We start from the raw sequence: 22774 nt of genomic DNA on the forward strand, positions 1-22774 counted from the left end.
CATGGCGGCCACCCTCACCCACATCGGCGCATCCGGCGAAGCCAACATGGTCGACGTCGGCGACAAGGCCGAGACGACGCGCACGGCCATCGCCGAAGGCTCGATTGCGATGCGTCCCGAAACGCTTGCCCTGATCCTGTCGGGCAATGCCAAGAAGGGCGACGTGCTGGGGACGGCGCGTATTGCCGGCATCATGGCGGCCAAGCGCACGCACGAACTCATCCCGCTCTGCCATCCGCTGCTGTTGACCAAGGTTTCGGTCGAGATCGAGCCCGACGAGGCCCTGCCCGGCCTTCGCGTCACGGCCCTTGCCCGCGTCAGCGGCAAGACCGGCGTCGAGATGGAGGCGCTGACGGCGGCTTCCGTCGCCTGCCTGACCATCTACGATATGGCCAAGGCCGCCGACCGCGGCATGGTGATTTCCGGCATCCGCCTGGTCGAGAAGACCGGCGGCAAGTCGGGCGACTACAGGGCAGGCGAATAGCCATGGCTTTGCTTCCGGTTTCCGAAGCGCTGGCGCGCCTCCTCGACGGCGCTCAACCGAGCGGTTCTGAAACGGTCGGCCTGCGGGAAGCGGCGGGCCGTGTCCTTGCCGCACCCTTGCATGCCCTGCGCACGCAGCCGCCCTTCGCTGCCTCGGCGATGGATGGCTATGCCGTTCGCGCCGACGACATAGCATCGCTGCCGGCAAGGCTGTCGGTCATCGGCGAGGCTCCGGCAGGCAGGCAGTTCACCGGAACGCTGGCGCCAGGCCAGGCGGTGCGCATCTTCACCGGCGCTCCCGTGCCCGAGGGCGCCGACACCGTCGTCATCCAGGAAAACGTGCGCGACCTCGGCAATGGCGAGATCGAGGTCGTGGAGCCGACGGCGCCGGGCCGCAACATCCGCGCCAAGGGCCTGGACTTCCGGCAGGGCGACCTGATCCTCGACGCCGGGCGCGTGCTCGATCCGGCAGGCCTGTCTCTCATTGCCGCGGCCAATCATCCCGAATTGCAGGTCGCCAAGGCGCCGCTGATCGCGATCATCGCCACCGGCGACGAACTTCTGCCGCCCGGCAGCAACCCCGGCCCCGGCCAGATCATTGCCTCCAACGCCTATGGTGTCGCCGCCATCGCCGAATCCGTCGGCGCGCGCGTGCTCGACCTCGGCATAGCACCGGACCGCACCGATGCGATCGCGACCCTCGTCGGCAAGGCGCTCGATGCGCAGGCGGACGTCATCGTCACGCTTGGCGGCGCGTCCGTCGGCGACCACGACCTGGTGCACCGCGTGCTGACCGGGCTCGGCATGGATCTCGATTTCTGGAAGATCGCCATGCGCCCCGGCAAGCCGCTGATGTTCGGCCGCCTCGGCAAGACGCGCTGCATCGGACTGCCCGGAAATCCCGTCGCCAGCCTGATCTGCGCGCACATCTTCCTCAAGCCGCTGCTGGCAACTCTTGGCGGGCGGCCCTATTCGCCTGACATTCGCACTGGCATCCTCGACGCCGCGATGACCGCCAACGACCTGCGTCAGGACTTCGTCCGCGCCCTCGCGCGCGAAACCGCCGACGGCCTTGTCGTGACGCCCTACACCATCCAGGATTCGTCGATGCTGCGCACGCTGGCGGACGCCAACTGCGCGATCATGCGCGCCCCCTTCGCACCGGCTGCCGAACGTGGCAACCCGTGCCGCGTGCTGATGCTGCGCTGAGCATACCCAACCCCCTTCACGAAATATAAACAGTTGCGGAACACAACTGGAACAGATAGTGTTTGTTCTGGGTTTGTTTTTCTTCTGATTCCTCGGGGGTGACCATGCTGACGCGCAAGCAACACGAGCTTCTGCTGTTCATTCATGAGCGGTTGAAGGAAGCGGGCATTCCGCCATCCTTCGACGAAATGAAGGAAGCGCTGGATCTCGCCTCCAAATCCGGCATCCACCGCTTGATCACTGCGCTCGAGGAACGTGGCTTCATCCGCCGCCTGCCCAACCGGGCACGCGCGCTGGAAGTGTTGCGACTGCCCGATTCGATCGCACCCGGCCTCAATGCGGCGCGAAAATTCTCGCCGAGCGTCATCGAGGGCAGCCTTGGCCGCAAGCCCGAGCCATCGCGATCGTTCTCGGCCGGCAATGACGACGATGTCGCTGCTGCCGTCACCATCCCGGTCATGGGGCGCATCGCCGCCGGCGTGCCGATCGACGCGATCCAGCACAAGACCCATTCCATTTCGGTGCCGCCGGACATGATCATGGGCGGCGAGCATTATGCCCTCGAGGTCAAGGGCGACTCGATGATCGAGGCCGGCATCTTCGATGGCGATACGGTCGTCATCCGCAGTTCCAACATCGCCAACCCGGGCGAGATCATCGTCGCACTGGTCGACGACGAGGAAGCGACGCTCAAGCGCTTCCGTCGCAAGGGCGCCTCGATCGCCCTGGAAGCCGCCAATCCGGCCTATGAAACCCGCATCTTCGGACCTGACCGGGTCAAGGTTCAGGGCAAGCTCGTCGGGCTGATCCGCCGGTACTAATCCCTGCAGGCAACTTGGCGCGCATAGCGCACGGCCTATCGGGCTGGCGATGCCGGCTCTGATGCGCCCGGGCGCCTGCTGTCTTGCCGATAGGGCGGCAGTCCCCTCGCCTCGCGCGAGAATGCCCGCTGCGCGTGCCAGGGTCGGTATGGCGTGGCCACGGCGTGGCGGATCTCGACATCCTGGCGCGCGCCGTCCTGGGCAGGCCTCAAGAATATCGCCGCGCTTCCCAGGCGAGCCAACGCGCGGCTGGTGAGCACGACAACAGCAGCGTTGCCGCACGGATTGCGTGCCGTGGCGTCGTTCACGACGACAAGGTTGGCGATGCCGCAGGCTCGCCTGGCGGCTGCCGCGTTTTCCGCATGGGCCAGGTGCATGCCCGAGGGGTGCTCGATGAGACACAGCCCGTCGGTGCAGGAAAAGGCCGCATCACCGCCGGGCCGGCCCGAACCGCCCTGGCCGATGTTCTGCTTCGGGTTTGTAGCGCTTGCCGGGGCGACGCGCGCGGGGCCGATCAGGTCTTCCGACACCAGGGCACGTTTCCAATTGTCGACGGTGAACTGGTTTGGCCGGGTCCGATTGACGGCAAGCTTGCCTTCGCCAACCGGCACGCCCACCAGGCGCGCATCCTCCGAGACGAACGCGTCGGGCGCTTCCGCCTTCATCAGCAGCAGCAGAGCCAAGGTCGCAACCGGCAGCGCCGACAGTCGCAGCCAGGTCGTCGCCATCGAGGCGATGACCAGCGCCAAGGTGACGAGGACGACCGAATGGGTCGACACCAGCCCGACCGCATCGACGGGCGAGCGCTCGGAGAACCATGTCGCCAGCGCGATCATGGCCGTCAGGCCGGCCCCCATGGTGTCAAGGAAGATGCCGTCGAGGCGCAACGGCATGAACAGGCCGGCGAGCACGGCAAACGGCATGACCAGCACCGAGACGATCGGCATCACCGCCAGGTTGGCGACAAGGCTGAGCGGCGAGATGCGCTGGAAATGCCAGGCGCCGAAGACGCTGGTGGCAAGCCCGGCGATCAGCGACGTCGCGACGAGCCCGGCCGCAACGGTCACCAGCCAGCGCCACAGCTTGAACGGCAACGACCGCTGGACTGCCGGCTGCGCCTGTTGCTCGCGCCGTTCGGACCACCAGGCATAGGCACCGACAAGTGCCGCTGTCGCTGCAAACGACATCTGGAAGCTCGGGCCGACCACCTCGTGCGGCGAAATCACGATGACGACGATGGCCGAGATCGCCAGATTGCGCATGGTCAAGGCAGCCCGGTCGAACAGCACGGCCGTCAGCATCACGGCCAGCATGATGAAGCTGCGCTGTGCGGCGACCTCGGCCCCCGAAATGAACAGATAGCCCCCTGTCGCGGCCAATGCGGCGCTTGCCGCATATTTCTTCACCGGACGACGCGACGTGAACGCCGGAAAGGCGGCAAAGGCCAGCCGCGTCAGCAGCATCACCGTCCCGGCGACCATCGCCATGTGCAGGCCCGAGATCGAAATGATGTGGTAGAGCCCGGTGCGCCGCAGCGCCTCGTTGACGTCTTCGGGGATGCCGCCGCGCACGCCGACGACGAGGGCTGCAGCGATTTCCCCCTCCGCGCCGCCGATGCGATCGCGAATGCGCTGTGCGATGCGGTCGCGCGCATTTGCCACCCAGGCCGCGGCCTGACCCGTGGCCGGCAACGGGTCGGTGGACGCAACAAGCTCCGGCCCCTTCATGAAGAAGCCGCTGGCGCCGATGCCGTCGAAATAGCTTTCGAAGGAAAAGTCGTAGCTTCCCGGCCTTACCGGGCCGGATGGCGGCATCAGCCGGGCATAGCCCGCCACCAGCGAGCCGGCGGTCACGCCATCGGGGAGCTTGCGCGCGGTCAGCCGCACGCGATCCGGCGCATAGCGCAGAACCGGACGCTCCGTCGCCAGGATGTCGAGGGTCAGGCGCTGACGGCCGTTGTCGAGGCTGTCGATCTCGACCACCCGCCCGGTGATGCCTGCCGATATCGTCGCGCCGAGCATCCTGGTCGCCATCCTATCCGTTTCGATCTTGGCCATGGCCATGCCGAGCAGGCAGATGGCCGCGGCGGCAAGCGCGTAGTGGGCCAGCCTGTTCGTACGCATGAGAAAGGCGAGCACGGCCAGGAGCCCGAAGGCCGTGACCAGAGGCGCAAAAGGCGGCTCGGCATGAAAGCTGAAGTAGCCAAGCGCGCCGATGGCCAGGAAGACCGGCACGAGCAGGAATGCAGCGCCTCGTTCGAGCTCGGTTTCGATGGCCACCCGCATGGCCCGCGTCGATGAGCGAACACTGGCGGCGGCGCCTGACCGTGCCGGCAGCCGAGGAAAATAAGGCCGCGGAACCGGCACCACGGCGTTTTCGGTGGCTTCCGCGCTGGGTACAGTCGGCCTCACCCATGCCACCGAGGACACGGCCGCCCCGCCCAGCAAGGCGCGCTCGCCGGTCTCGACCACCGGATTGTTACCGGTTTCCCCCTCCCGCACGCGCTCGCCCATCGGGCCTGCCCCTTGCGCCCCAGACCTTCTATGCTACATCAGCGCCACCGAAACGCCATGCGCCGCCGGTCTTCGGCCAAGCGCGCCATGCCTCCGTTGGAAATCGCCATGTCCGTCGTCACCCGCTTCGCCCCCTCGCCCACCGGCTACCTGCATATCGGTGGCGCGCGCACGGCCCTCTTCAACTGGCTCTATTCCCGCCATACCGGCGGCACCATGCTGCTGCGCATCGAAGACACCGACCGCGAGCGTTCGACCGATGCCGCCACCGCGGCAATCCTCGAAGGCCTGACCTGGCTCGGCCTGACCTGGCAGGGCGAGCCGATCTCGCAGTTCGAGCGCGCGCCGCGTCACCGCGAAGTCGCCGAAGAGCTTGTCCGCGCGGGCAAGGCCTATCACTGCTACGCCTCGCAGGCCGAACTCGAGGAGATGCGCGAGAAGGCACGCGCCGAGGGCCGCCCGCCCCGCTATGACGGCCGCTGGCGCGACCGCGACCCATCCGAGGCACCCGAAGGCGTCAAGCCGGTGATCCGCATCAAGGCGCCACGGGAGGGCGAGACGCTGGTGCGCGACCGCGTGCAGGGCGACGTGCGCTTCCCCAACAAGGATCTCGACGATTTCATCATCCTGCGCTCGGACGGCGTGCCGACCTACATGCATGCCGTCGTCGTCGACGACCATGACATGGGCGTCACCCACATCATCCGCGGCGACGACCATCTGACCAACGCCGCGCGCCAGACCGTCATCTACGACGCCATGGGCTGGGACGTGCCCGTCATGGCGCACATCCCGCTGATCCATGGTGCCGATGGCGCCAAGCTGTCCAAGCGCCACGGCGCACTCGGCGTCGATGCCTACCGCGCCATGGGCTACCTGCCCGAGGCGCTGCTCAACTATCTCGCCCGCCTCGGCTGGAGCCATGGCGACGACGAGGTGATGAGCATCGAGAACATGATCGGCTGGTTCGAGATCGAGGACGTCAACAAGGGCGCGGCCCGCTTCGACTTCGCCAAGCTCGAGGCGCTGAACGGCGTCCACATGCGCCAGATGGACGACAACAAGCTGTTCGACATCTTCGTCGCCACCTTGCCCTATCTGCCCGGTGGCGATGCAGTCCTCGGCAAGCTCGACGACAAGCGCAAGGCACAGCTGCTTGCCGCCATGCCCGGCCTCAAGGAGCGCGCCAAGACGCTGATCGAGCTTGCGGACGGCGCGGGCTTCCTGTTTGCCGAGCGTCCCTTGCCGCTCGACGAGAAGGCCGCGGGGCTGCTGGCCGGCCCGGCCAAGGACGTGCTCAAGGGCGCGCATGCCGCACTGGCAGGCGTCAATTCAGACTGGAGCGCCGCTACGGCGGAGGCAGCGATCCGCGAGTATGCCGGACGCGAAAACGTGAAACTGGGTGCCGTCGCACAGCCTCTGCGTGCAGCCCTGACGGGCAAAAGCACGTCGCCCGGAGTGTTCGATGTGTTGGCCGTTCTGGGGCGCGACGAAAGTCTAGCCCGCATTTCCGATCAAATCGATTAGGTCAGCAGTGCTTTCCTAGTTTTGCATTGAAATGAGGCTTTTGCGGTGCAACATTGCGGCAACAGGTCAATTTGAAAGCAGCGGGGAAGCTGGTGGCTCGGGCATTCCGGGCCTAACGGGTTGCCTTGTTATGAAGATTGCGCCGCCCGTGGCGGCAACTCAGCACTAAGGAGTATGCGATGACTGATTCGACCGCCAAACTGGAGTTCCGCGGCCAGACCCACGAGTTCAAGGTGCGCGCCGGAACGGTCGGACCAGATGTGATCGACATCGCATCGCTCTACGCCACCACCGGCGCCTTCACCTACGATCCCGGCTTCACCTCGACGGCGAGCTGCGAGTCGGAGATCACCTTCATCGATGGCGATGCCGGCATCCTGCTGCACCGCGGCTACCCGATCGACCAGCTCGCCGAGCATGGCGACTTCCTCGAGGTCTGCTACCTGCTGCTCTACGGCGAACTGCCGACCAAGGCCCAGAAGGACGACTTCGACCATCGCGTCACGCGCCACACCATGGTGCATGAGCAGATGTCGCGCTTCTTCACCGGCTTCCGCCGCGACGCCCACCCGATGGCGGTGATGTGCGGCGTGGTCGGCGCCCTATCGGCCTTCTATCACGACTCGACCGACATCTCCGATCCGCACCAGCGCATGGTCGCCTCGATCCGCCTGATCGCCAAGATGCCGACGATCGCGGCGATGGCCTACAAGTACCATATCGGCCAGCCCTTCGTTTACCCGAAGAACGAGCTGAACTTCGCCGCCAACTTCCTGCACATGTGCTTTGCCGTGCCGTGCGAGGAATACAAGGTCAATCCGGTGCTCGCCCGCGCCATGGAGCGCATCTTCATCCTCCATGCCGACCACGAGCAGAACGCCTCGACCTCGACCGTCCGTCTCGCCGGCTCGTCGGGCGCCAACCCGTTCGCCTGCATCGCCGCAGGCATTGCCTGCCTGTGGGGCCCGGCCCATGGCGGCGCCAATGAAGCAGCGCTCAACATGCTGTCCGAGATCGGCCATGTCGACCGCATTCCGGAATTCGTCGCCCGCGCCAAGGACAAGAACGATCCGTTCCGCCTGATGGGCTTCGGCCACCGCGTCTACAAGAACTACGATCCGCGCGCCAAGATCATGCAGAAGACCACGCATGAAGTGCTCGGCGAGCTCGGCATCAAGGACGATCCGATGCTCGACGTTGCGATGGAGCTCGAGCGCATCGCGCTGACCGACGAATATTTCATCGAAAAGAAGCTCTATCCGAACATTGATTTCTACTCCGGCATCACGCTGAAGGCGCTGGGCTTCCCCACCACCATGTTCACCGTGCTGTTCGCGCTCGCCCGCACCGTCGGCTGGATCGCGCAGTGGAAGGAAATGATCGAGGATCCGCGCCAGAAGATCGGCCGCCCGCGCCAGCTCTACACCGGCGCTGCCGAGCGCGACTACCTGCCGATCGCCAAGCGCTAAGCGCCGGCCAACCAGACGAAAACGCCCCTCCGGCGTGTGCCGGGCGGGCGTTTTTCATTTTGCGATGTGTTTGAGGACGGCTTCGGCTGCAAGTTCGCCGGAGGGGCGATCGGTCGCCATGCGCCTGATGATCTCGGCGAAGCCGTCCTTCTGCCAGCGCCTGAGGCCGGTGTCGTCGAACAGGCCCTCGACGTGCCGCGCCATCCATTTCGGCCGCACATACTGGTTGTAGGCTTCGATCACCACCGGCCTGTCGGCGATGAGATTGGGCAGCGACGCGCTCCAGATGGTGATCAGGCCCTGCACCATGCGCATGAAGGTGTCGAGCTTGTAGCTCGACATCATCGGCACGCCAGCGAGTGCAAGCTCCAGTGACACCGTCCCCGACGCGATCAGGGCCGCGTCGGCCTCGCCGAAGGCCTGCCACTTGCGCTGCGGGTCGAGGATGATCTCGGGTTTGTCCGGCCAGCCAGAGACGGCGTCTTCGACAAGGCTGGCCACATGCGGCACCGTCGGCAGCAGCAGGCGCAAGCGATGGCCGCGCGCCCGCAGGATCGAAACGGTCTCACCAAATGGCCCGATCAGGCCACGCACCTCGCTGCGGCGCGATCCCGGCAGGAGCAGGAGTGTCTTCTCGCGATCCGGCGAAAGCGTGCCCTTGCCCTCCTGCATGGCGGCGGCCACCGCAATACCGGGATCGCTGACCAGCCGATGGCCGACGAAGGTGCCTGGGGGACCGTTCAGCCGGGCAAGCTCGGCGGGTTCGAAAGGCAGGATGCACAGCACTTCGTCGACATGCGGCTTCATCGCCTTGGCGCGGCCCGGCCGCCACGCCCAGACGCTCGGGCAGATGTAGTGCACGATTGGAATTTGGGGCGCGAGCGCCCGTACCTTGCTGGCCACGCGCAGCGAAAAATCGGGGCTGTCGATGGTGATCAGGCAATCCGGCTTCTCCGCAGCCACCAGCCGCGCCGTCTGGCCGATCCGCCGCATCAGGCGCGGCAGGTCGCGGACGATCGCCGTCAGCCCCATCAGCGCGATCTCGCTGGCATCGAACAGCGGCGCAAGCCCGAGCTGCTGCAGATGCCGGCCGCCGGTGCCGACAAGCCGGACCTCGCGGCCGGTCAGCCGCTGCAGCGCCCGCACCAGGTCGGCGCCGAGCAGGTCGCCCGACTCTTCACCGGCGACGATGGCGATCTTGAGCGGCGGCTGGGTCACGTGTTGCCCCTTTCACCCGTGACGCCGACGACGAACAGGCCGAGCCGGTCGGCCCGTTCCACGACATCGCCGACATCGAGCACGAACGAGCGGCCGGCTTCAACGCCAATTCCAGCCAGGCCCGCTGCATGGGCCGCGTCCACGGTCGCTGGGCCGATGGTCGGCAGGTCGGCGCGCATTTCCTGGCCGGGCTTGGCGCACTTGACCAGCACGCCGCGCTTGCGGCCGGCGATGCGGCCGTTGGTACGCAGGTCGCGGACACGTTCAAGCAGAAGATCGGTTCCCTCGATGCCTTCAAGGGCAATGGCACGCCCGCCAATGGCAACGGCAGCCTGGCCGATGTCGAGAGCCCCAATGGCCCGGGCAGCCTCCAGGCCGGCGCGGAGGTCGGCCCAGTCGCCATCCTGGGGTGCATGCGCACCAATCCTGCCTTCGGTGGCGAGCAGGTCCGGCACGACCTGATGCGCACCGACGACCTTGATGCCGTTGTCCTCGATCAGGGAGACCAATGTGCGGAGCAAACCGTCGTCGCCGCGCGCCAATCCTGCCAGCGCCCGCGGCAGGATGCGAAAAAGCGGAACGCTGGGACGGATGGCGCGCCAGACCGGGCGGCGGCTGATGCCGCCGGCGAGCACGAGATGGGTGATGCGCTCGCGTCTGAGCAGCTGCACGAGCGAGGCGAACTGCTCGATCGCCAGCGCCTTGCCTTCATAGCCCCAAAGGCTCGTGCCGGGATCGGTCTCGCCATCGATCAGGACGATGAAGGGCGCATGACCTGCATCGGCCAGGCAGTCGGCGACGTTGACGGGAAGACGGCCGCTGCCGGCAACGACAGCGATCCGGTCGGTCGCGGAAAGGTCTATCCTCTTTCCGCCCTCAGCTTTCGTCATCGGCAGCGTCGTCGGAGACGGCGTTTCGAAGCGGCGGGACGGTGAAATGACGCTTGCCGCGCGCCTGGATGAAATCGAGCATGTCGCGCACGATGGCCGAGCCCTGGAACTCGCGCTCGACGGCCGGAATGTTCTCGGCGACGGCGCGTGCGGGATCGAAGATCATCTTGTAGGCCTTGCGCAGCGCAAAGATTTCGGCGCGCGGCAGGCCCGAGCGTTTCATGCCGATGACGTTGAGCCCGCGCAGGCGCGCGCGGTTGCCCATCACCATGCCGTAGGGAATGATGTCGCCATCGATGATGGCGGCACCGCCGGCGAAGGCATGATGGCCGATGCGCGTCATCTGGTGGACCGCGCACAGCCCGCCAAGCGTCACGTTGTTGCCGACCTCGACATGGCCGCCAAGCGTCGCGACATTGGCCATTGTGACGTTGTCGCCGACGATGCAGTCATGAGCGATGTGCGCATAGGCGAGGAACAGCCCGTTGTCGCCTACGGTGGTCGCGCCGCGGCTGGTGTCGGTGCCGAGATGCATGGTCACGCCTTCGCGGATCGTGCAGTTCTTGCCGACGACGAGCGTCGTGCGGCCGCCCTTGTGCTTGTTGTTCTGCGGCGCCGCTCCGAGCGTCGCCTGCGGGAAAACCTTGCAGCCTTCACCAAGGGTGGTGGCGCCCATGACGGCGACATGGCTGATCAGTTCGACCCTGTCGCCGATGACGGCATCGGCGCTGACATGGCAGAACGGGCCGATGCGGACGCCCGCGCCGAGCTTTGCGCCAGTTTCAACGACGGCGGCGGGATGGATAAAAGTTTCGGTCTGCATGAAAGTCTTGCTATTCCTTCGGCACCATCATGGCAGCCACCTCGGCCTCGGCCACGGTGACGCCATCGACCTGCGCGTCGCAGGCGAATTTGAGGATGTTGCCGCGCTTCTTGATTTTCTTGACATGAATCCTGAGCTGGTCGCCAGGCACGACCGGCTTGCGGAACTTGGCAGCGTCGACGGTCATCAGGTAGACCAGCGACGGGCTTTCGTCGACCACCAGGCGCAGGCAGATCGCACCGGCGGTCTGCGCCATCGCCTCGATGATCAGCACGCCCGGCATCACCGGCTGGCCGGGGAAATGGCCCTGGAAGTGCGGCTCGTTGAAAGTGACGTTCTTGATGCCGACAGCGGAATCGTCGCCGTCGATATCGACGATGCGGTCGATCAGCAGGAACGGATAGCGATGCGGCAGAAGCTTGAACAGGCCGAGGATGTCGACGGATTCGAGCGTCTTGGTCGTCTGGTCAGTCATTGCCCCCGCCGTCCTTCTTTGTCTTGGCCATCTTCTTGAGCCATGCGAACTCGCGCATTGCGTCCTTCATCGGCTTGGCCGGAAAGCCGGCCCAGATCTCGCCCGCAGGCACGTCGTGCATGAAGCCGCTGCGCGCCGCGAGCCTGGCCCCGGCACCGACCGTCAGATGATCGGCCAGCCCGACGCCACCGCCCATCATGACATTGTCGCCGACGACGACCGAGCCCGAAATACCCGTAAGTCCGGCAATGACGCAATTGCGGCCTATGCGCACGTTGTGGGCGATCTGGACGAGATTGTCGATCTTGGTGTTTTCACCGATGATCGTATCCGCCATCGCGCCGCGATCGACCGTCGAATTGGCGCCGATCTCGACATTGTCCTGGATGATGACCCGGCCGATCTGGGGAATGCGCTCGGGTCCGCGCGCGCCGCCGGCAAAGCCGAAACCGTCCTGGCCGATGCGGGCACCGGCATGGATGATGACCCCGTTGCCGACCAGCGCGTACTGGACCGAGCTATGCGGGCCGATGTAGCAGTCGCGGCCGATCTGCGAGGAACGGCCGATCACCGCATTGGCGGCTACCACCGTGCCGGCACCGACGCCTGCGTTCGGTCCGATGACCGCGCCCGCTTCGACAACCGCGCCGGCTTCGACATGGGCGGTGGGATCGACATGCGCAAAAGGTGAAATGCCTGTCTCGCCGGTAGCGCCGACAGGGCGTTCCGCGTCAGGGAAAAGCAGACGGCCGATGCGGGCGAAAGCCTGCTGCGGACGAGGTGTCACGAGAACGGCGATACCAGCCGGCACCAACCCGACGACGTCGGGCGTGCAAAGAACCGCAGCCGCATGCAGCGTGGCCAGGGATGTCGCGTTACGCTTGCCGTCGACAAACACCAGCGCGCCCTCGCCACCTTCGGTCGCGGAGGCGATGGTAAAAATCTCGATGTGGGAATGGCCGGGATCGGCGAGCACGGCCCCGGTAAGCCCGGCCACCTCGCCAACCGAATAGCGGCGTGACGGCACAAAAAATACCGGATCCGTCATGAATTGCTGTTCCAGCTAGGCCGGGGCTTTCCGGGCCAGGATGGCCCGGAAGCATCGTTCCGCAAGATTAGAAGCGGGTCGAGATACCGAAATTGAATTCCTGCGTATCGTCGGTGTCTTCCTTCTGGACGGGGACCGCGTAGTCGATACGCAGCGGGCCGAAAGGCGACGCCCAGAGCAGGCCGATACCCACGGAGGCACGCCACTGCATGTCGGTCGAGACCAGATTCGTGACGTTTTCGACCTTGCTGCCATACAGTGTCGCTGCGTCGGCAAACACCGCGCCACGCAGGCCGAAGCTCTCCGGCACGACAGGGATCGGGAACTGGGCTTCGGCCGAAGCATTGAAATACGTCGTGCCACCGAGGTGATCATCGGTGTCGTTATCATACGGGCCGATGCCGTTGTACTTGAAGCCGCGGATCATGCGGTCGTTGTTCTTGAAGTGATCGAAGACACGCAGGCCGTCGTCGCCGAAGCCCTGGATGTGACCGCCACCCGCCGAAACGAGGCCAACGATATCGAGCTCTTCCGATAGCGTCTGGTAGTAGCTGGCACGGCCAGTAACCTTCACGAACTTTGCGTCGCCACCGAGACCGGCCACTTCCGTCGTGAAGTTGGCATAGATGCCACCATGCGGGTTCTTCATGTCGTCGATGGTATTGTAGACCAGCGTGCCGCTGACCGACGACTTGATCCATGGACTGTCTTCGACGGCGTCACGGATGGCCTGCGAAATATCGCATTTAGCGCTATCGTAGACCCCACCAGTCAAACAATCCTCATCGATAGCGTACTCTTCCTGAGAAAGATTGTAAGCGAGTTGCGTCGAGATGTTGTCGGTGATCGGCAGGCCGAATCGAATCGTGCCACCCGTTACATCGCTTTCATATTCGTCGTACTTGCGCGTCTGGCGAAACACGTCGAAACCGGCAGCGATACGGCGACCGAGGAAATACGGCTCGGTGAACGAGAAGCTGTAGTCGCGCGAGTTCTTGCCGCCGCCGGCGGAGAACTTGATGAACTGGCCACGGCCGAGGAAGTTGCGCTCGGTGATCGAGCCTTCCACCGACGGGCCGGCGTTGTCGCCACCGGTCGAATAGCCGGCGCCGATCGAGAACTCACCGGTCGACTTCTCGACCAGATCGACAACCAGCACAACCTGGTCAGGCTGCGAACCCGGAGCGGTCGAAACTTCGACGCGCTCGAAGAAGTTCAGTGCCTCGAGACGCTTCTTGGCACGCTGGATGAGCACCTGGTTGAAGGCATCGCCTTCGCTGACGTCGAATTCGCGACGGATCACGAAGTCGCGGGTGCGCTCGTTGCCGCGGATCTCAATGCGCTCGACATAGGCCTTGGCACCCTGGTCGACGGTGTAGACGACATTGATCGTGCGGCTTTCGAAATTGCGGTCGCCACGCGGCGTTACCTTGGCGAAGGCATAGCCCTTGCCGGCAACGTTTTCGGTGATCGCGATGATCGAATCCTCGACGTCCTTGGCGCTGTAGACATCGCCCTTGCGCGTCTCGACCAGCGACTGCAGCGTCGCGCCGTCGACCTCGGGGATCGTGCTCTCGACCGTGACGTCGCCGAACGTGTAGCGCTGGCCTTCGTCAACGGTGATGGTGATGGTGTACTGGTTCGTGGCTTCGTCGAGTTCGCCAAAGGCGGAAACGACCTGGAAGTCGGCGTAACCGCGATTGAAGTAGAAGCGGCGCAGCGCCTCTTCATCGGCGCGCAGACGATCCTCGTCATAGATGTCGTCGCGCAGCATGAACGACAGGAACGACGAACGCTTGGTCGAGATGACATCAGCGAGGCGGCGGTCGCCATAGGCGTCGTTGCCGACGAAGTTGACGGCGGCGATCTTGGTGCGGCCGCCTTCGTTGATCTCGAACACCACGTTGACGCGGTTTTCGCCGAGATCCATGACATTGGTGCCAACGGTGACGTCGTCACGACCGACACGCTTGTAGGCTTCCTTGATCGCCTGGGCGTCAGCTTCGAGCGCCGCCTGCGAGAACGCACCGCGCGGCTTGAGCTGTACGGCACCACCGAGTGCCGCGTCCTTGAGCTTCTTGTTGCCCTGGAACAGCACGTTGTTGACGACCTGGTATTCGGAGACCTGGACGACCAGGGTCGAGCCGACCTGGTTGATGCGGACGTCGGAGAACAGGCCGCTGCCGAACAGCGCCTTCACTGCCTCGTCGATATCGGCGTTCGAGAACGACTTGCCGGGCTTGATCGAGATGTAGTTGCGAACGGTGTCCGCATCGACGCGCTGGTTACCGCGCACCTCGACCCGGTTGACCACAGCCGCCTCGGCGGCGGACACGGCAACAAACTGGACCGCCACGGCGCCAGGAACGGCCAGTGCGGCGGACAGAGCTACCGCGGACGCGGCGCTCGCAAACTTCAATGCTGCCTTCATCGGGCTTTATAACCTTTTTCTCGAAGTCCCCACGGCGAGAAAACCGGACGTCGCGGTAAATTTCCCGTACCGTAATAACCGGATTTTCCCTACACGCAAGGCTTCTAGTTAATTTGTATTTACTTACCCTGCGAGCGTGACTTTCGCGTCACTCATATCGCCCCGGATGGTAAACGCTCCCTCAACGGGCCCCCTGCCCGTCCCAAATTTCTTCATGATTTCAGCAGCCGAACAGGTCGTTCCAGAAAACGAAGCCCATGAAGGCAAGAACCAGAATCATCCCCACACGATAGACCGCTTCCATTGCCCGTTCCGAAACGGGACGCCGGATCACTGCCTCGACGGCATAGAATGCCAAGTGGCCGCCGTCCAGCGGAGGAATCGGCAATAGGTTAAGAAAGCCGATTCCGACAGACAACAAAGCCACCAATTGAACCAGCCACATGAAGCCCAGCTGGGCCGCCTTGCCTGCCATGTCGGCGATCTTGACCGGTCCGCCGAGCTGACACTTGTCCTCGCGACCGACCACGAAACGCTTCAGGAACTGACCGGTCCGCTGGATGATGTGGCCGGTCTCGGCAACCGCCTGGACGAAGGCCCCGCCCGGGCTGTAGCTGATCAGCCGCGGCTGACCCAGCTCCTCATTGTTGACCACCCCGATGACGGCCACCTTGACCGAATTGCCGAGGGCATCCTTCTGCTCCATCATTTCCGGCGTCGCCGTCAGCGCGATCTCCTTGCCGTCGCGCATCATCACGAAGGCAATCGCATCGCCGCCACGGCCGGACACCAGGCGCTGGACGTCGGAGAAGGTTTCCACCGGCTTGCCATCGACGCTGACGAATCGGTCGCCGGGCAGGATGCCGGCGTTGGCGGCCGGGCTTGCCGCCCTCACCTCCGCCACCGTCGGCTCCATGACGTAGCGGCCATAGGCCGAAAACAGCACGGTAAAGACCGCAATCGTCAGGAGGAAATTGAACAGCGGACCTGCAACCACGGTTGCGGCACGTTTCCACACCGGCTGCGTGTGGAAGGCTATCTTGCGCTCAGACGCGCTGAGACTGTCGTCCTCGGCGCTGTCCGGCCTGCTGGTGACGCTCATGTCGCCGACAAACTTGACGTAGCCGCCCAGCGGTATCGCGCAGAGCTTCCAGCGCGTGCCGCGGCGGTCGTTGAAGCCGAGCAATTCCGGGCCGAATCCGATCGAGAAGGCCTTCACGCCGATGCCGCACCAGCGGCCGACGAGATAATGGCCCATCTCGTGCACGAACACGACGATGGTCAGCACGAACAGGAACGGCACGATGGTGCCGATCAAAAGGCCGTCCGTGCTCAGGAAGGCGGGAAGATACTCGTTCAAATCAAGTCCTCAACCAGTACCATCGAGCCCATTCGAGCCGACTTGCCTTGCCCGACGCTTGCGCCGCGCTTCGCCGCTCAGGCTGGAAACAGCCCCTGCGCCGGATGATCGGCCGAACCGGACAACCAGCCGATGACGTATAGGGCAAATGCCGCCGCGACAAGCCCGTCGACCCGGTCCATGACGCCGCCATGACCGGGAATCAGCGAGCCTGAGTCCTTGTATCCATGCCGGCGCTTGACCCAGGATTCGAACAGGTCACCTGCCTGGGAAATGACCGAAAGCAACAGCGCGACCGCTGCCAGCAGCGGAAGATTGCCACTGCCGGCGCTGCCTGCGAGCAAAAGCCCGGCCACGACGCCGCCAACGACTCCGCCAAGCGCGCCGCTGCGCGTCTTGCCGGGTGAGATGGCAGGCGCGAGCTTCGGCCCGCCAACCTTGCGGCCGACGAAATAGGCGAAGATGTCGGTCGCCCAGACGACCGCGAACAGGAACAGGATGGCGACCAGACCGGATGCGTCATTGCCGCGCAGCAGCGCCAGCGACAGGCCGGAGAGTGCCGCGTAGCCGAATCCGGCGGCTTCCCATGCCGCCACCCCCCGCATCCTTCCCACGATCCAGAGAATCAGCGTGAAGACGGCCACCAGGCCGATCAGGGCAAGCGCCGGCACGCCGGCGACGAGCGCACCGGCAAACAGCAGGACCGCGACTTCAGGCAGGATGCCGAGGCCACCCATCGCCCAGGCCGAATCGGTCCTGGGTCGCGACATGGCCGACCATTCGAAGAATATGGCGAGAACGATTGTCGCCGACAGCAAGCGAAACGGCAGGCCGCCCACCCAGGTCAGGCCGAGCACCGCTGCCGCAAGCACGATTGCCGAGATTGTCCGAAGCTGGAGATTGCTCATGCGCTCCGCCGTCACAAAGCGACGTCGCGAGTGGCAAGCCCGCCGAAGCGGCGCTCGCGGCCGGTATATTCGCGCAAGGCGTCGGCAAGATGGTCGCGATTGAAATCCGGCCAGTAGCAGGGCTGGAACACCAGCTCGCTATAGGCCGACTGCCAGGGCAGGAAATTGGAAAGCCTGACCTCGCCGCTGGTGCGGATCACCAGGTCGGGATCGGGTATGCCTGCGGTATCGAGGTTTTCGGCAAACAACTCCGGCGTGATTTCCTCGCTCGAGAGCTCGCCGCGCTTGACCGCTTCCGCCAGCCGGCTCGCGGCACGCGAGATCTCGTCGCGCCCGCCATAGTTGAAGGCGATCACCAGCGTCAGCGACTCGTTGCCGGCGGTCAGCGTCTCGGCTTCCTCGAGCAGGCAGCGAATGTCCGGCTGCAGCGTCGCGCGGTCGCCGATGATGCGCACCCGCACGCCGCTGTTGTGGAGTTCGGCCAGATCGCGGCGAATGAAGATCTTGAGCAGGCCCATGAGATCGGTGACCTCGGACTTGGGCCGCGACCAGTTTTCCGAAGAGAACGCGTAGACCGTCAGCCAGGAAATGCCGAGGTCGGCGGCGGCACGAACGGTGCGGCGCAGCGCCTCGACGCCGGCCCGATGCCCCGCAACGCGCGGCAGGCCCCGGGCCTTCGCCCAACGGCCATTGCCATCCATGATGATCGCGACATGCGCGGGCGTAGTCATCCGTTCGCTTTCGGCCAGCCTCTGCTTGGCTTAGACTTGCATGATCTCGGCTTCTTTGCCTGCAAGCAAGCTGTCGATCTGGTTGATCGTGTCGTCGGTCAGCTTCTGGACCTTTTCGGACTGGACGCGCTGGTCGTCCTGGCTGATGTCGCCGTCCTTCTCTGCCTTCTTCAACGCTTCCATGCCATCGCGGCGCACGTGGCGCGTCGCCACCTTGGCGTTCTCGGCATAGGTGTGGGCGATCTTGACCAGTTCCTTGCGGCGCTGCTCGTTGAGCTCCGGCAGCGGAATGCGCAGGTTGGTGCCGTCGACGATCGGATTGAAGCCGAGATTCGATTCGCGGATGGCGCGATCGACCGCCCCGACCATCGACTTGTCCCACACCGAGACCGAGATCATGCGCGGCTCCGGCACCGACACAGTCGCCACCTGGTTGAGCGGCATGGCCGAACCATAGGCCTGCACCTGGATCGGATCGAGAAGGTTGCTCGAGGCCCGGCCCGTGCGCAGCGAAGCAAGATCATGCTTGAACGCGTTGATGGCGCCTTCCATGCGGCGCTGAAGGTCGTTGTAATCGGTGCTCATAGCAGTCTCCTTGGTCCCGGTTCCGGGGCCATCGTTCCAATTGTCAGGCGTCCGCAACAACCGTGCAGCGACCGCCACCCTTCAATATTTCGCCGAAACCGCCTTTTTCATGGATCGAATAGACGATTATCGGAATGTTGTTTTCGCGCGCAAGGGCAATTGCCGCCGTATCCATGATCGACAGCCCCTGGGCGATGACTTCCTTATGCGTGATGCGCTCGAAACGCGTCGCGGCCGGGTCCTTCTTGGGATCTGCCGAATAGACACCGTCGACCTGGGTGCCCTTGAACAGCGCATCGGCGCCGATCTCGGCTGCGCGCAACGCTGCTGCCGAATCGGTGGTGAAGAACGGATTGCCCGTGCCGCCAGCGAAGATCACGACCTTGCCGGCATCCATGTAGGCCGTTGCCTGGCGCTGCGAGAAGCTTTCGCAGAGTTCCGGCATGGCGATCGCCGACAGCACGACGGCATCGACGCCAAGCTTGTGGAGCGATGTCCGCAGCGCCAGCGAATTGATGATGGTGGCGAGCATGCCCATGTGGTCGCCCGTGACCCGGTCGCCGCCCTTGGAGGCGACGGCCACGCCGCGGAAAATGTTGCCGCCGCCGATGACCACGCCAACCTCGACGCCGAGCGCCCTCGCCTCGGCAATGTCGGAAGCGATGCGGTCGACCACCGATACATCGATGCCGAAATGCTGCTCGCCCATCAGGGCCTCGCCCGACGCCTTAAGCAGTACGCGCCGGTAGAGCGGCTTGTCGGTCATGAGTTCCTCGCGGCTGTTGGAGATCGGGAGTTCCGATACACGAAGGGCGCCGCGATGTCACGCGGCGCCCTTCGGCTATCCTCAGGAAGCGCTTGATGCAGCGCTACTTTTTAGCCCTTAACGGCTGCGGCAACTTCGGCTGCGAAGTCGCTTTCTTCCTTCTCGATGCCCTCGCCGAGCGCGAAACGGATGTAGCCGGTGATCTTGGCCGGCGCGCCGATCTGCTTCTCGGCGTCCTTGAGTGCCGCCTCGACCGTCAGGTCGGGGTTGAGCACGAAGGCCTGCTTCAGCAGAACGACTTCCTCGTAGAACTTGCGCATGCGGCCTTCGACCATCTTCTCGATGATGTTCTCCGGCTTGCCCGACTCGCGAGCCTGGTCGGCGAAGATCGCCTTTTCACGCTCGACATGGGTCGCATCGACCTCGTCGGGGGTCAGGGCCAGCGGATTGGTCGCGGCAACGTGCATGGCGACCTGGCGTGCAAAGGCACGGGCCGCATCATGGTTGCCGGTCGTCTCGATGGCGACCAGAACGCCGAGCTTGCCGAGATTGTCGACAACCGAGTTGTGCACGTAGGTGGCGACGACGCCTTCCGAGACCGAAAGCTTGGCCGAACGGCGGAAGCTCATGTTCTCGCCGATGGTGCCGACGGCATCCTTGATGGTGTCGGCGACCGACTTGTCCGAACCCGGATACTTGGCGGCGGCAACAGCCTCGGTATTGCCGTAAGCCAGCGCGACCTTGGCGACGTTGTTGACGATCTCCTGGAAGGCCGCGTTGCGGGCAACGAAGTCGGTCTCCGAGTTGACCTCGACGACGACAGCTTCGCGCACGCCGGCGTCGACGCCGATCAGGCCTTCGGCAGCCGTGCGGCCAGCCTTCTTGTCGGCCTTGGAGATGCCCTTCTTGCGCAGCCAGTCGACTGCGGCTTCCATGTCGCCGCCGGTCTCGTTGAGAGCCGCCTTGCAATCCATCATGCCCGCGCCCGTCAGTTCGCGGAGTTCTTTAACCTGTGCTGCCGAAATGCTCATTGTGGTGGCCTCTTTGCTTCAAAATGCGCGAGCGCACCACCGAGGGTTCGATGATGCGCCGAACGCCGGCGCGAGGTGCGCCCAATCCTGAAAAGGAAGGCAGGTTGCCCGGCCTTCGCGATTACGCCTGCGGCGTTTCGGTCGTCGGAGCCGCGTCGAGCGCAGGCTCAACCGGAACTTCGGCCGATGCGCCGATGTCGACGCCGAGCGAACCCTGCTGACGGGCGATGCCGTCGATCGCAGCCTTGGCGACCAGGTCGCAGTAGAGCTGGATGGCGCGGGCAGCGTCGTCATTGCCCGGGATCGGGAAGTCGATCTTGTCCGGGTCGCAGTTGGAGTCGATGATCGCGACGACCGGAATGCCAAGACGCTTGGCTTCCTGGATGGCGATCGCTTCCTTGTTGGTGTCGATGACGAACATCAGGTCCGGCGTCGAGCCCATGTCCTTGATGCCGCCGAGGGCCTTGTCCAGCTTCTCGCGCTCGCGCTCGAGGTTCAGGCGCTCCTTCTTGGTGAAGCCCTGGGCTTCGCCAGCCAGCAACTCGTCGAGCTTGCGCAGGCGCTGGATCGAATTCGAGATCGTCTTCCAGTTGGTCAGCATGCCGCCGAGCCAACGCGAGTTGACGTAGTACTGGGCCGAACGCTGTGCGGCATCGGCGACGATGTCCGAAGCCTGACGCTTGGTGCCGACGAAGAGGACGCGGCCGCCGCGCGAAACGGTGTCCGAGATCTGCTTCAGCGCCTGGTGCAGCAGCGGCACGGTCTGGCTGAGGTCGATGATGTGGATGTTGTTGCGGGCGCCATAGATGTAGGGCGCCATCTTCGGGTTCCAGCGGTGGGTCTGGTGGCCGAAGTGAGAACCAGCTTCAAGAAGCTGGCGCATGCTGAAATCAGGCAGTGCCATCGTTTTTTCCTTATCCGGTTAGCCTCCACGGACCATGACGCTTTTCGCGAGATTGCTCGAAACGCCACCGGGGGGTCTCAGCCGGATTTCTCCCGGGCAGAAACCTGAGTCCGTGTGTGGAATGCGGCGGCATATAGACGTATTGCCTGGCGAGCGCAACCCCGAGAGGGGCCCGAAAGCTGCGCAAATCGAGGCTTTGCGCGCGACTGGAGGCTCAAGACGAGCTCCCGGGAACTGCGCCTCAAGCTTCACGCTCGGGAATCGATCCCGATCGTCGCGGGCTCTCGCAGGGTCCCGATCAACTGCCGGCGGCCCAGCGGGAGACGCCCTGCTCGTCCTGCCTCGTCTCTTGCTTCACCGGTTTCGGCTGTCGCCGTTTGAAGTCGCGCACCCGGACACGGCGGAACACGGCGACGATCTCTTCGCGGCTGCATTCGACAGCTCCCAGGCGCACCGCGCGATCCCGCTCGAAGCCGGTGATGTCGTAGTGCGGGGCCGACGTCTTGGGCGGACCCTGATAGGAGGACCGTTTCAGCCCGAGTTGGGCGGCAAAGCGATGCAGCTGGTCGGTGTCGTCGGCAAGCAGGTGGCACCAGCGATGGCCCACCCACTTCCAGATTGCCGCATCGACATAGACCGCCACGAATGCCTGCTTACGGCTTGCATTCGGCTTGCGGTGCCGGAAACAGCGACAGATTGACCAGCTTCCCGGTCATCGAGAAGTCGCCGTAGTCCATGACCAGATCGCGCGTCAGGCCATTCTCGTGCAGCTTGAAGCTGATGCGGTATTCCGGCACTTCTTCGCCGCCGCCCTTGCTTTCGTCGAAATAGGCAATGTCGACGGGCCAGTACTTGTCCTTGGCGAGGCCGGCGAGCGCCGGACGCTCCGGGTCGGCTTCCGGTGCCTCGCTCTTCTTGCCCACGATCACGGTGGTCGTCATCACCTTGTCGGCATCCTCGGAGCCGTCGAACAGGCTGGTCTCGTAGAAGGTCTCGCCCTTCTCGGCCTTCTCGATCAGTTCGACCAGATGCTGGGTCGGGAACTGGGTCTTGGCGAGGTCGACGGAGCCGGCCTCGGGCTTTTCCAGCGCCACCTTGAGACCGGTCGCCTCGATGGTCGCCGTACCCTTGACCTCTTTGTCGAGGTTCTGATCGACGAAGGATTTGGTCACGAAGGAGAAGGTCTTGCCCTCGCCATCCTCGAAGGTCGTCGTCTGCTGGTCCGTCAGCCGCGTGTTGTCGCTGGTCGCGATCTGGGTGACGAACCGGAACTTGACCGTATAGCCCTCGCAGGCGGAGCCATTGAACTCGTAGACCATGCGGCCGGAAAGGCCGGTGATTCCCGACCGGTCCGAGGCCTTGTCGAGCACCAGGTCATAGACCGCGCGATGGGGCGCGAGCACCGGAGCGGCAAAAGCCGGCGCCAGCGAAAGCGCTGAGGTGGACAGGCTGGCAAGAAAAACAAGGCGCGCTGCGCGCATACACTGGCTCCGATCGGCGCGGCCATGTCAGGCCGCCTTGAATGATGGTCCACCTTAAAAAAAGTCGTGGCGGAAGCGAGGCAAACATAGCACTTTCGGCG

Annotated in this window: 20 protein-coding genes and 1 pseudogene; 5 read left to right on the forward strand and 16 right to left on the reverse strand. The window is 64.5% G+C overall.

What is annotated here, in order from left to right; genetic code table 11:
* The first annotated feature begins 1 nt into the window (after nt 1).
* From moaC to lexA, 3 genes are all read left to right on the forward strand, one after another.
* Nucleotides 2-484, forward strand: coding sequence for a cyclic pyranopterin monophosphate synthase MoaC (gene moaC, locus GGR00_RS01470; protein ID WP_184697389.1), 483 nt, complete (start codon nt 2-4; stop codon nt 482-484).
* A 2-nt stretch (nt 485-486) separates the two neighbouring features.
* On the forward strand, nt 487-1692 hold the full coding sequence (locus GGR00_RS01475) for a molybdopterin molybdotransferase MoeA (protein WP_055977008.1): 1206 nt from the start codon (nt 487-489) through the stop codon (nt 1690-1692).
* 104 nt (nt 1693-1796) lie between these two features.
* A complete protein-coding gene (gene lexA / locus GGR00_RS01480; protein WP_055977011.1) occupies nt 1797-2513 on the forward strand; it encodes a transcriptional repressor LexA in 717 nt (238 codons plus the stop codon).
* A 35-nt stretch (nt 2514-2548) separates the two neighbouring features.
* On the opposite strand, the gene GGR00_RS01485 is transcribed toward lexA, so the two are convergent.
* A complete protein-coding gene (locus GGR00_RS01485; protein ID WP_184697392.1) occupies nt 2549-5026 on the reverse strand; it encodes a ComEC/Rec2 family competence protein in 2478 nt (825 codons plus the stop codon).
* Nucleotides 5027-5128: 102 nt separating this feature from the next.
* Here GGR00_RS01485 and gltX point away from each other — a divergent pair, with 102 nt between their 5' ends.
* Nucleotides 5129-6553, forward strand: coding sequence for a glutamate--tRNA ligase (gene gltX / locus GGR00_RS01490; RefSeq protein ID WP_184698053.1), 1425 nt, complete (start codon nt 5129-5131; stop codon nt 6551-6553).
* Nucleotides 6554-6732: 179 nt separating this feature from the next.
* Nucleotides 6733-8022: a citrate synthase gene (gene gltA, locus GGR00_RS01495; protein ID WP_055977019.1), complete on the forward strand. Its 1290-nt coding sequence runs from the start codon at nt 6733-6735 to the stop codon at nt 8020-8022.
* A 54-nt stretch (nt 8023-8076) separates the two neighbouring features.
* Here gltA and lpxB read toward each other — a convergent pair whose 3' ends face one another.
* The 15 genes and pseudogenes from lpxB to GGR00_RS01570 all read right to left on the reverse strand — a co-directional run bounded on the left by lpxB (nt 8077) and on the right by GGR00_RS01570 (nt 22673).
* Nucleotides 8077-9240, reverse strand: a complete 1164-nt coding sequence (gene lpxB / locus GGR00_RS01500) for a lipid-A-disaccharide synthase (RefSeq protein ID WP_184697395.1) — start codon at nt 9238-9240, stop codon at nt 8077-8079.
* Nucleotides 9237-10130 (reverse strand): LpxI family protein, encoded by an 894-nt coding sequence (locus GGR00_RS01505; RefSeq protein WP_184697398.1) that lies wholly within the window; start codon nt 10128-10130, stop codon nt 9237-9239. Before GGR00_RS01505 ends, lpxB begins: the two co-directional genes overlap by 4 nt.
* A complete protein-coding gene (lpxA, locus tag GGR00_RS01510; RefSeq protein WP_184697401.1) occupies nt 10117-10953 on the reverse strand; it encodes an acyl-ACP--UDP-N-acetylglucosamine O-acyltransferase in 837 nt (278 codons plus the stop codon). Before lpxA ends, GGR00_RS01505 begins: the two co-directional genes overlap by 14 nt.
* Nucleotides 10954-10963: 10 nt before the next feature.
* On the reverse strand, nt 10964-11428 hold the full coding sequence (gene fabZ, locus GGR00_RS01515) for a 3-hydroxyacyl-ACP dehydratase FabZ (RefSeq protein WP_108608004.1): 465 nt from the start codon (nt 11426-11428) through the stop codon (nt 10964-10966).
* The gene (gene lpxD, locus GGR00_RS01520) at nt 11421-12476 is read right to left on the reverse strand and encodes a UDP-3-O-(3-hydroxymyristoyl)glucosamine N-acyltransferase (protein WP_184697403.1); all 1056 of its coding nucleotides are present in this window, start codon (nt 12474-12476) and stop codon (nt 11421-11423) included. Before lpxD ends, fabZ begins: the two co-directional genes overlap by 8 nt.
* A gap of 67 nt (nt 12477-12543) precedes the next feature.
* Entirely contained in the window at nt 12544-14907 is a 2364-nt protein-coding gene (bamA, locus tag GGR00_RS01525) for an outer membrane protein assembly factor BamA (RefSeq protein WP_184697407.1), read from the reverse strand.
* A gap of 220 nt (nt 14908-15127) precedes the next feature.
* Nucleotides 15128-16267: an RIP metalloprotease RseP gene (gene rseP, locus GGR00_RS01530; protein WP_055977039.1), complete on the reverse strand. Its 1140-nt coding sequence runs from the start codon at nt 16265-16267 to the stop codon at nt 15128-15130.
* Between the two features lie 77 nt (nt 16268-16344).
* Nucleotides 16345-17175: a phosphatidate cytidylyltransferase gene (locus GGR00_RS01535; protein WP_184697409.1), complete on the reverse strand. Its 831-nt coding sequence runs from the start codon at nt 17173-17175 to the stop codon at nt 16345-16347.
* 11 nt (nt 17176-17186) lie between these two features.
* Nucleotides 17187-17924, reverse strand: coding sequence for an isoprenyl transferase (locus GGR00_RS01540; RefSeq protein WP_280137969.1), 738 nt, complete (start codon nt 17922-17924; stop codon nt 17187-17189).
* 12 nt (nt 17925-17936) lie between these two features.
* Nucleotides 17937-18491: a ribosome recycling factor gene (gene frr, locus GGR00_RS01545; RefSeq protein WP_055977045.1), complete on the reverse strand. Its 555-nt coding sequence runs from the start codon at nt 18489-18491 to the stop codon at nt 17937-17939.
* Nucleotides 18492-18534: 43 nt separating this feature from the next.
* Nucleotides 18535-19257, reverse strand: coding sequence for a UMP kinase (gene pyrH / locus GGR00_RS01550; protein WP_055977048.1), 723 nt, complete (start codon nt 19255-19257; stop codon nt 18535-18537).
* Between the two features lie 110 nt (nt 19258-19367).
* A complete protein-coding gene (gene tsf / locus GGR00_RS01555; RefSeq protein ID WP_055977051.1) occupies nt 19368-20288 on the reverse strand; it encodes a translation elongation factor Ts in 921 nt (306 codons plus the stop codon).
* Nucleotides 20289-20409: 121 nt separating this feature from the next.
* On the reverse strand, nt 20410-21192 hold the full coding sequence (gene rpsB / locus GGR00_RS01560) for a 30S ribosomal protein S2 (protein WP_055977053.1): 783 nt from the start codon (nt 21190-21192) through the stop codon (nt 20410-20412).
* Between the two features lie 370 nt (nt 21193-21562).
* Nucleotides 21563-21835, reverse strand: a pseudogene (locus GGR00_RS28225) (DUF4031 domain-containing protein); the annotation flags it as partial.
* A 10-nt stretch (nt 21836-21845) separates the two neighbouring features.
* On the reverse strand, nt 21846-22673 hold the full coding sequence (locus GGR00_RS01570) for a cell envelope integrity EipB family protein (RefSeq protein ID WP_055977058.1): 828 nt from the start codon (nt 22671-22673) through the stop codon (nt 21846-21848).
* Between the last annotated feature and the right edge of the window lie 101 nt (nt 22674-22774).

Origin of the sequence: Aminobacter aganoensis, assembly GCF_014206975.1 — a bacterium.
GTDB classification, from domain to species: Bacteria; Pseudomonadota; Alphaproteobacteria; order Rhizobiales; family Rhizobiaceae; genus Aminobacter; species Aminobacter aganoensis.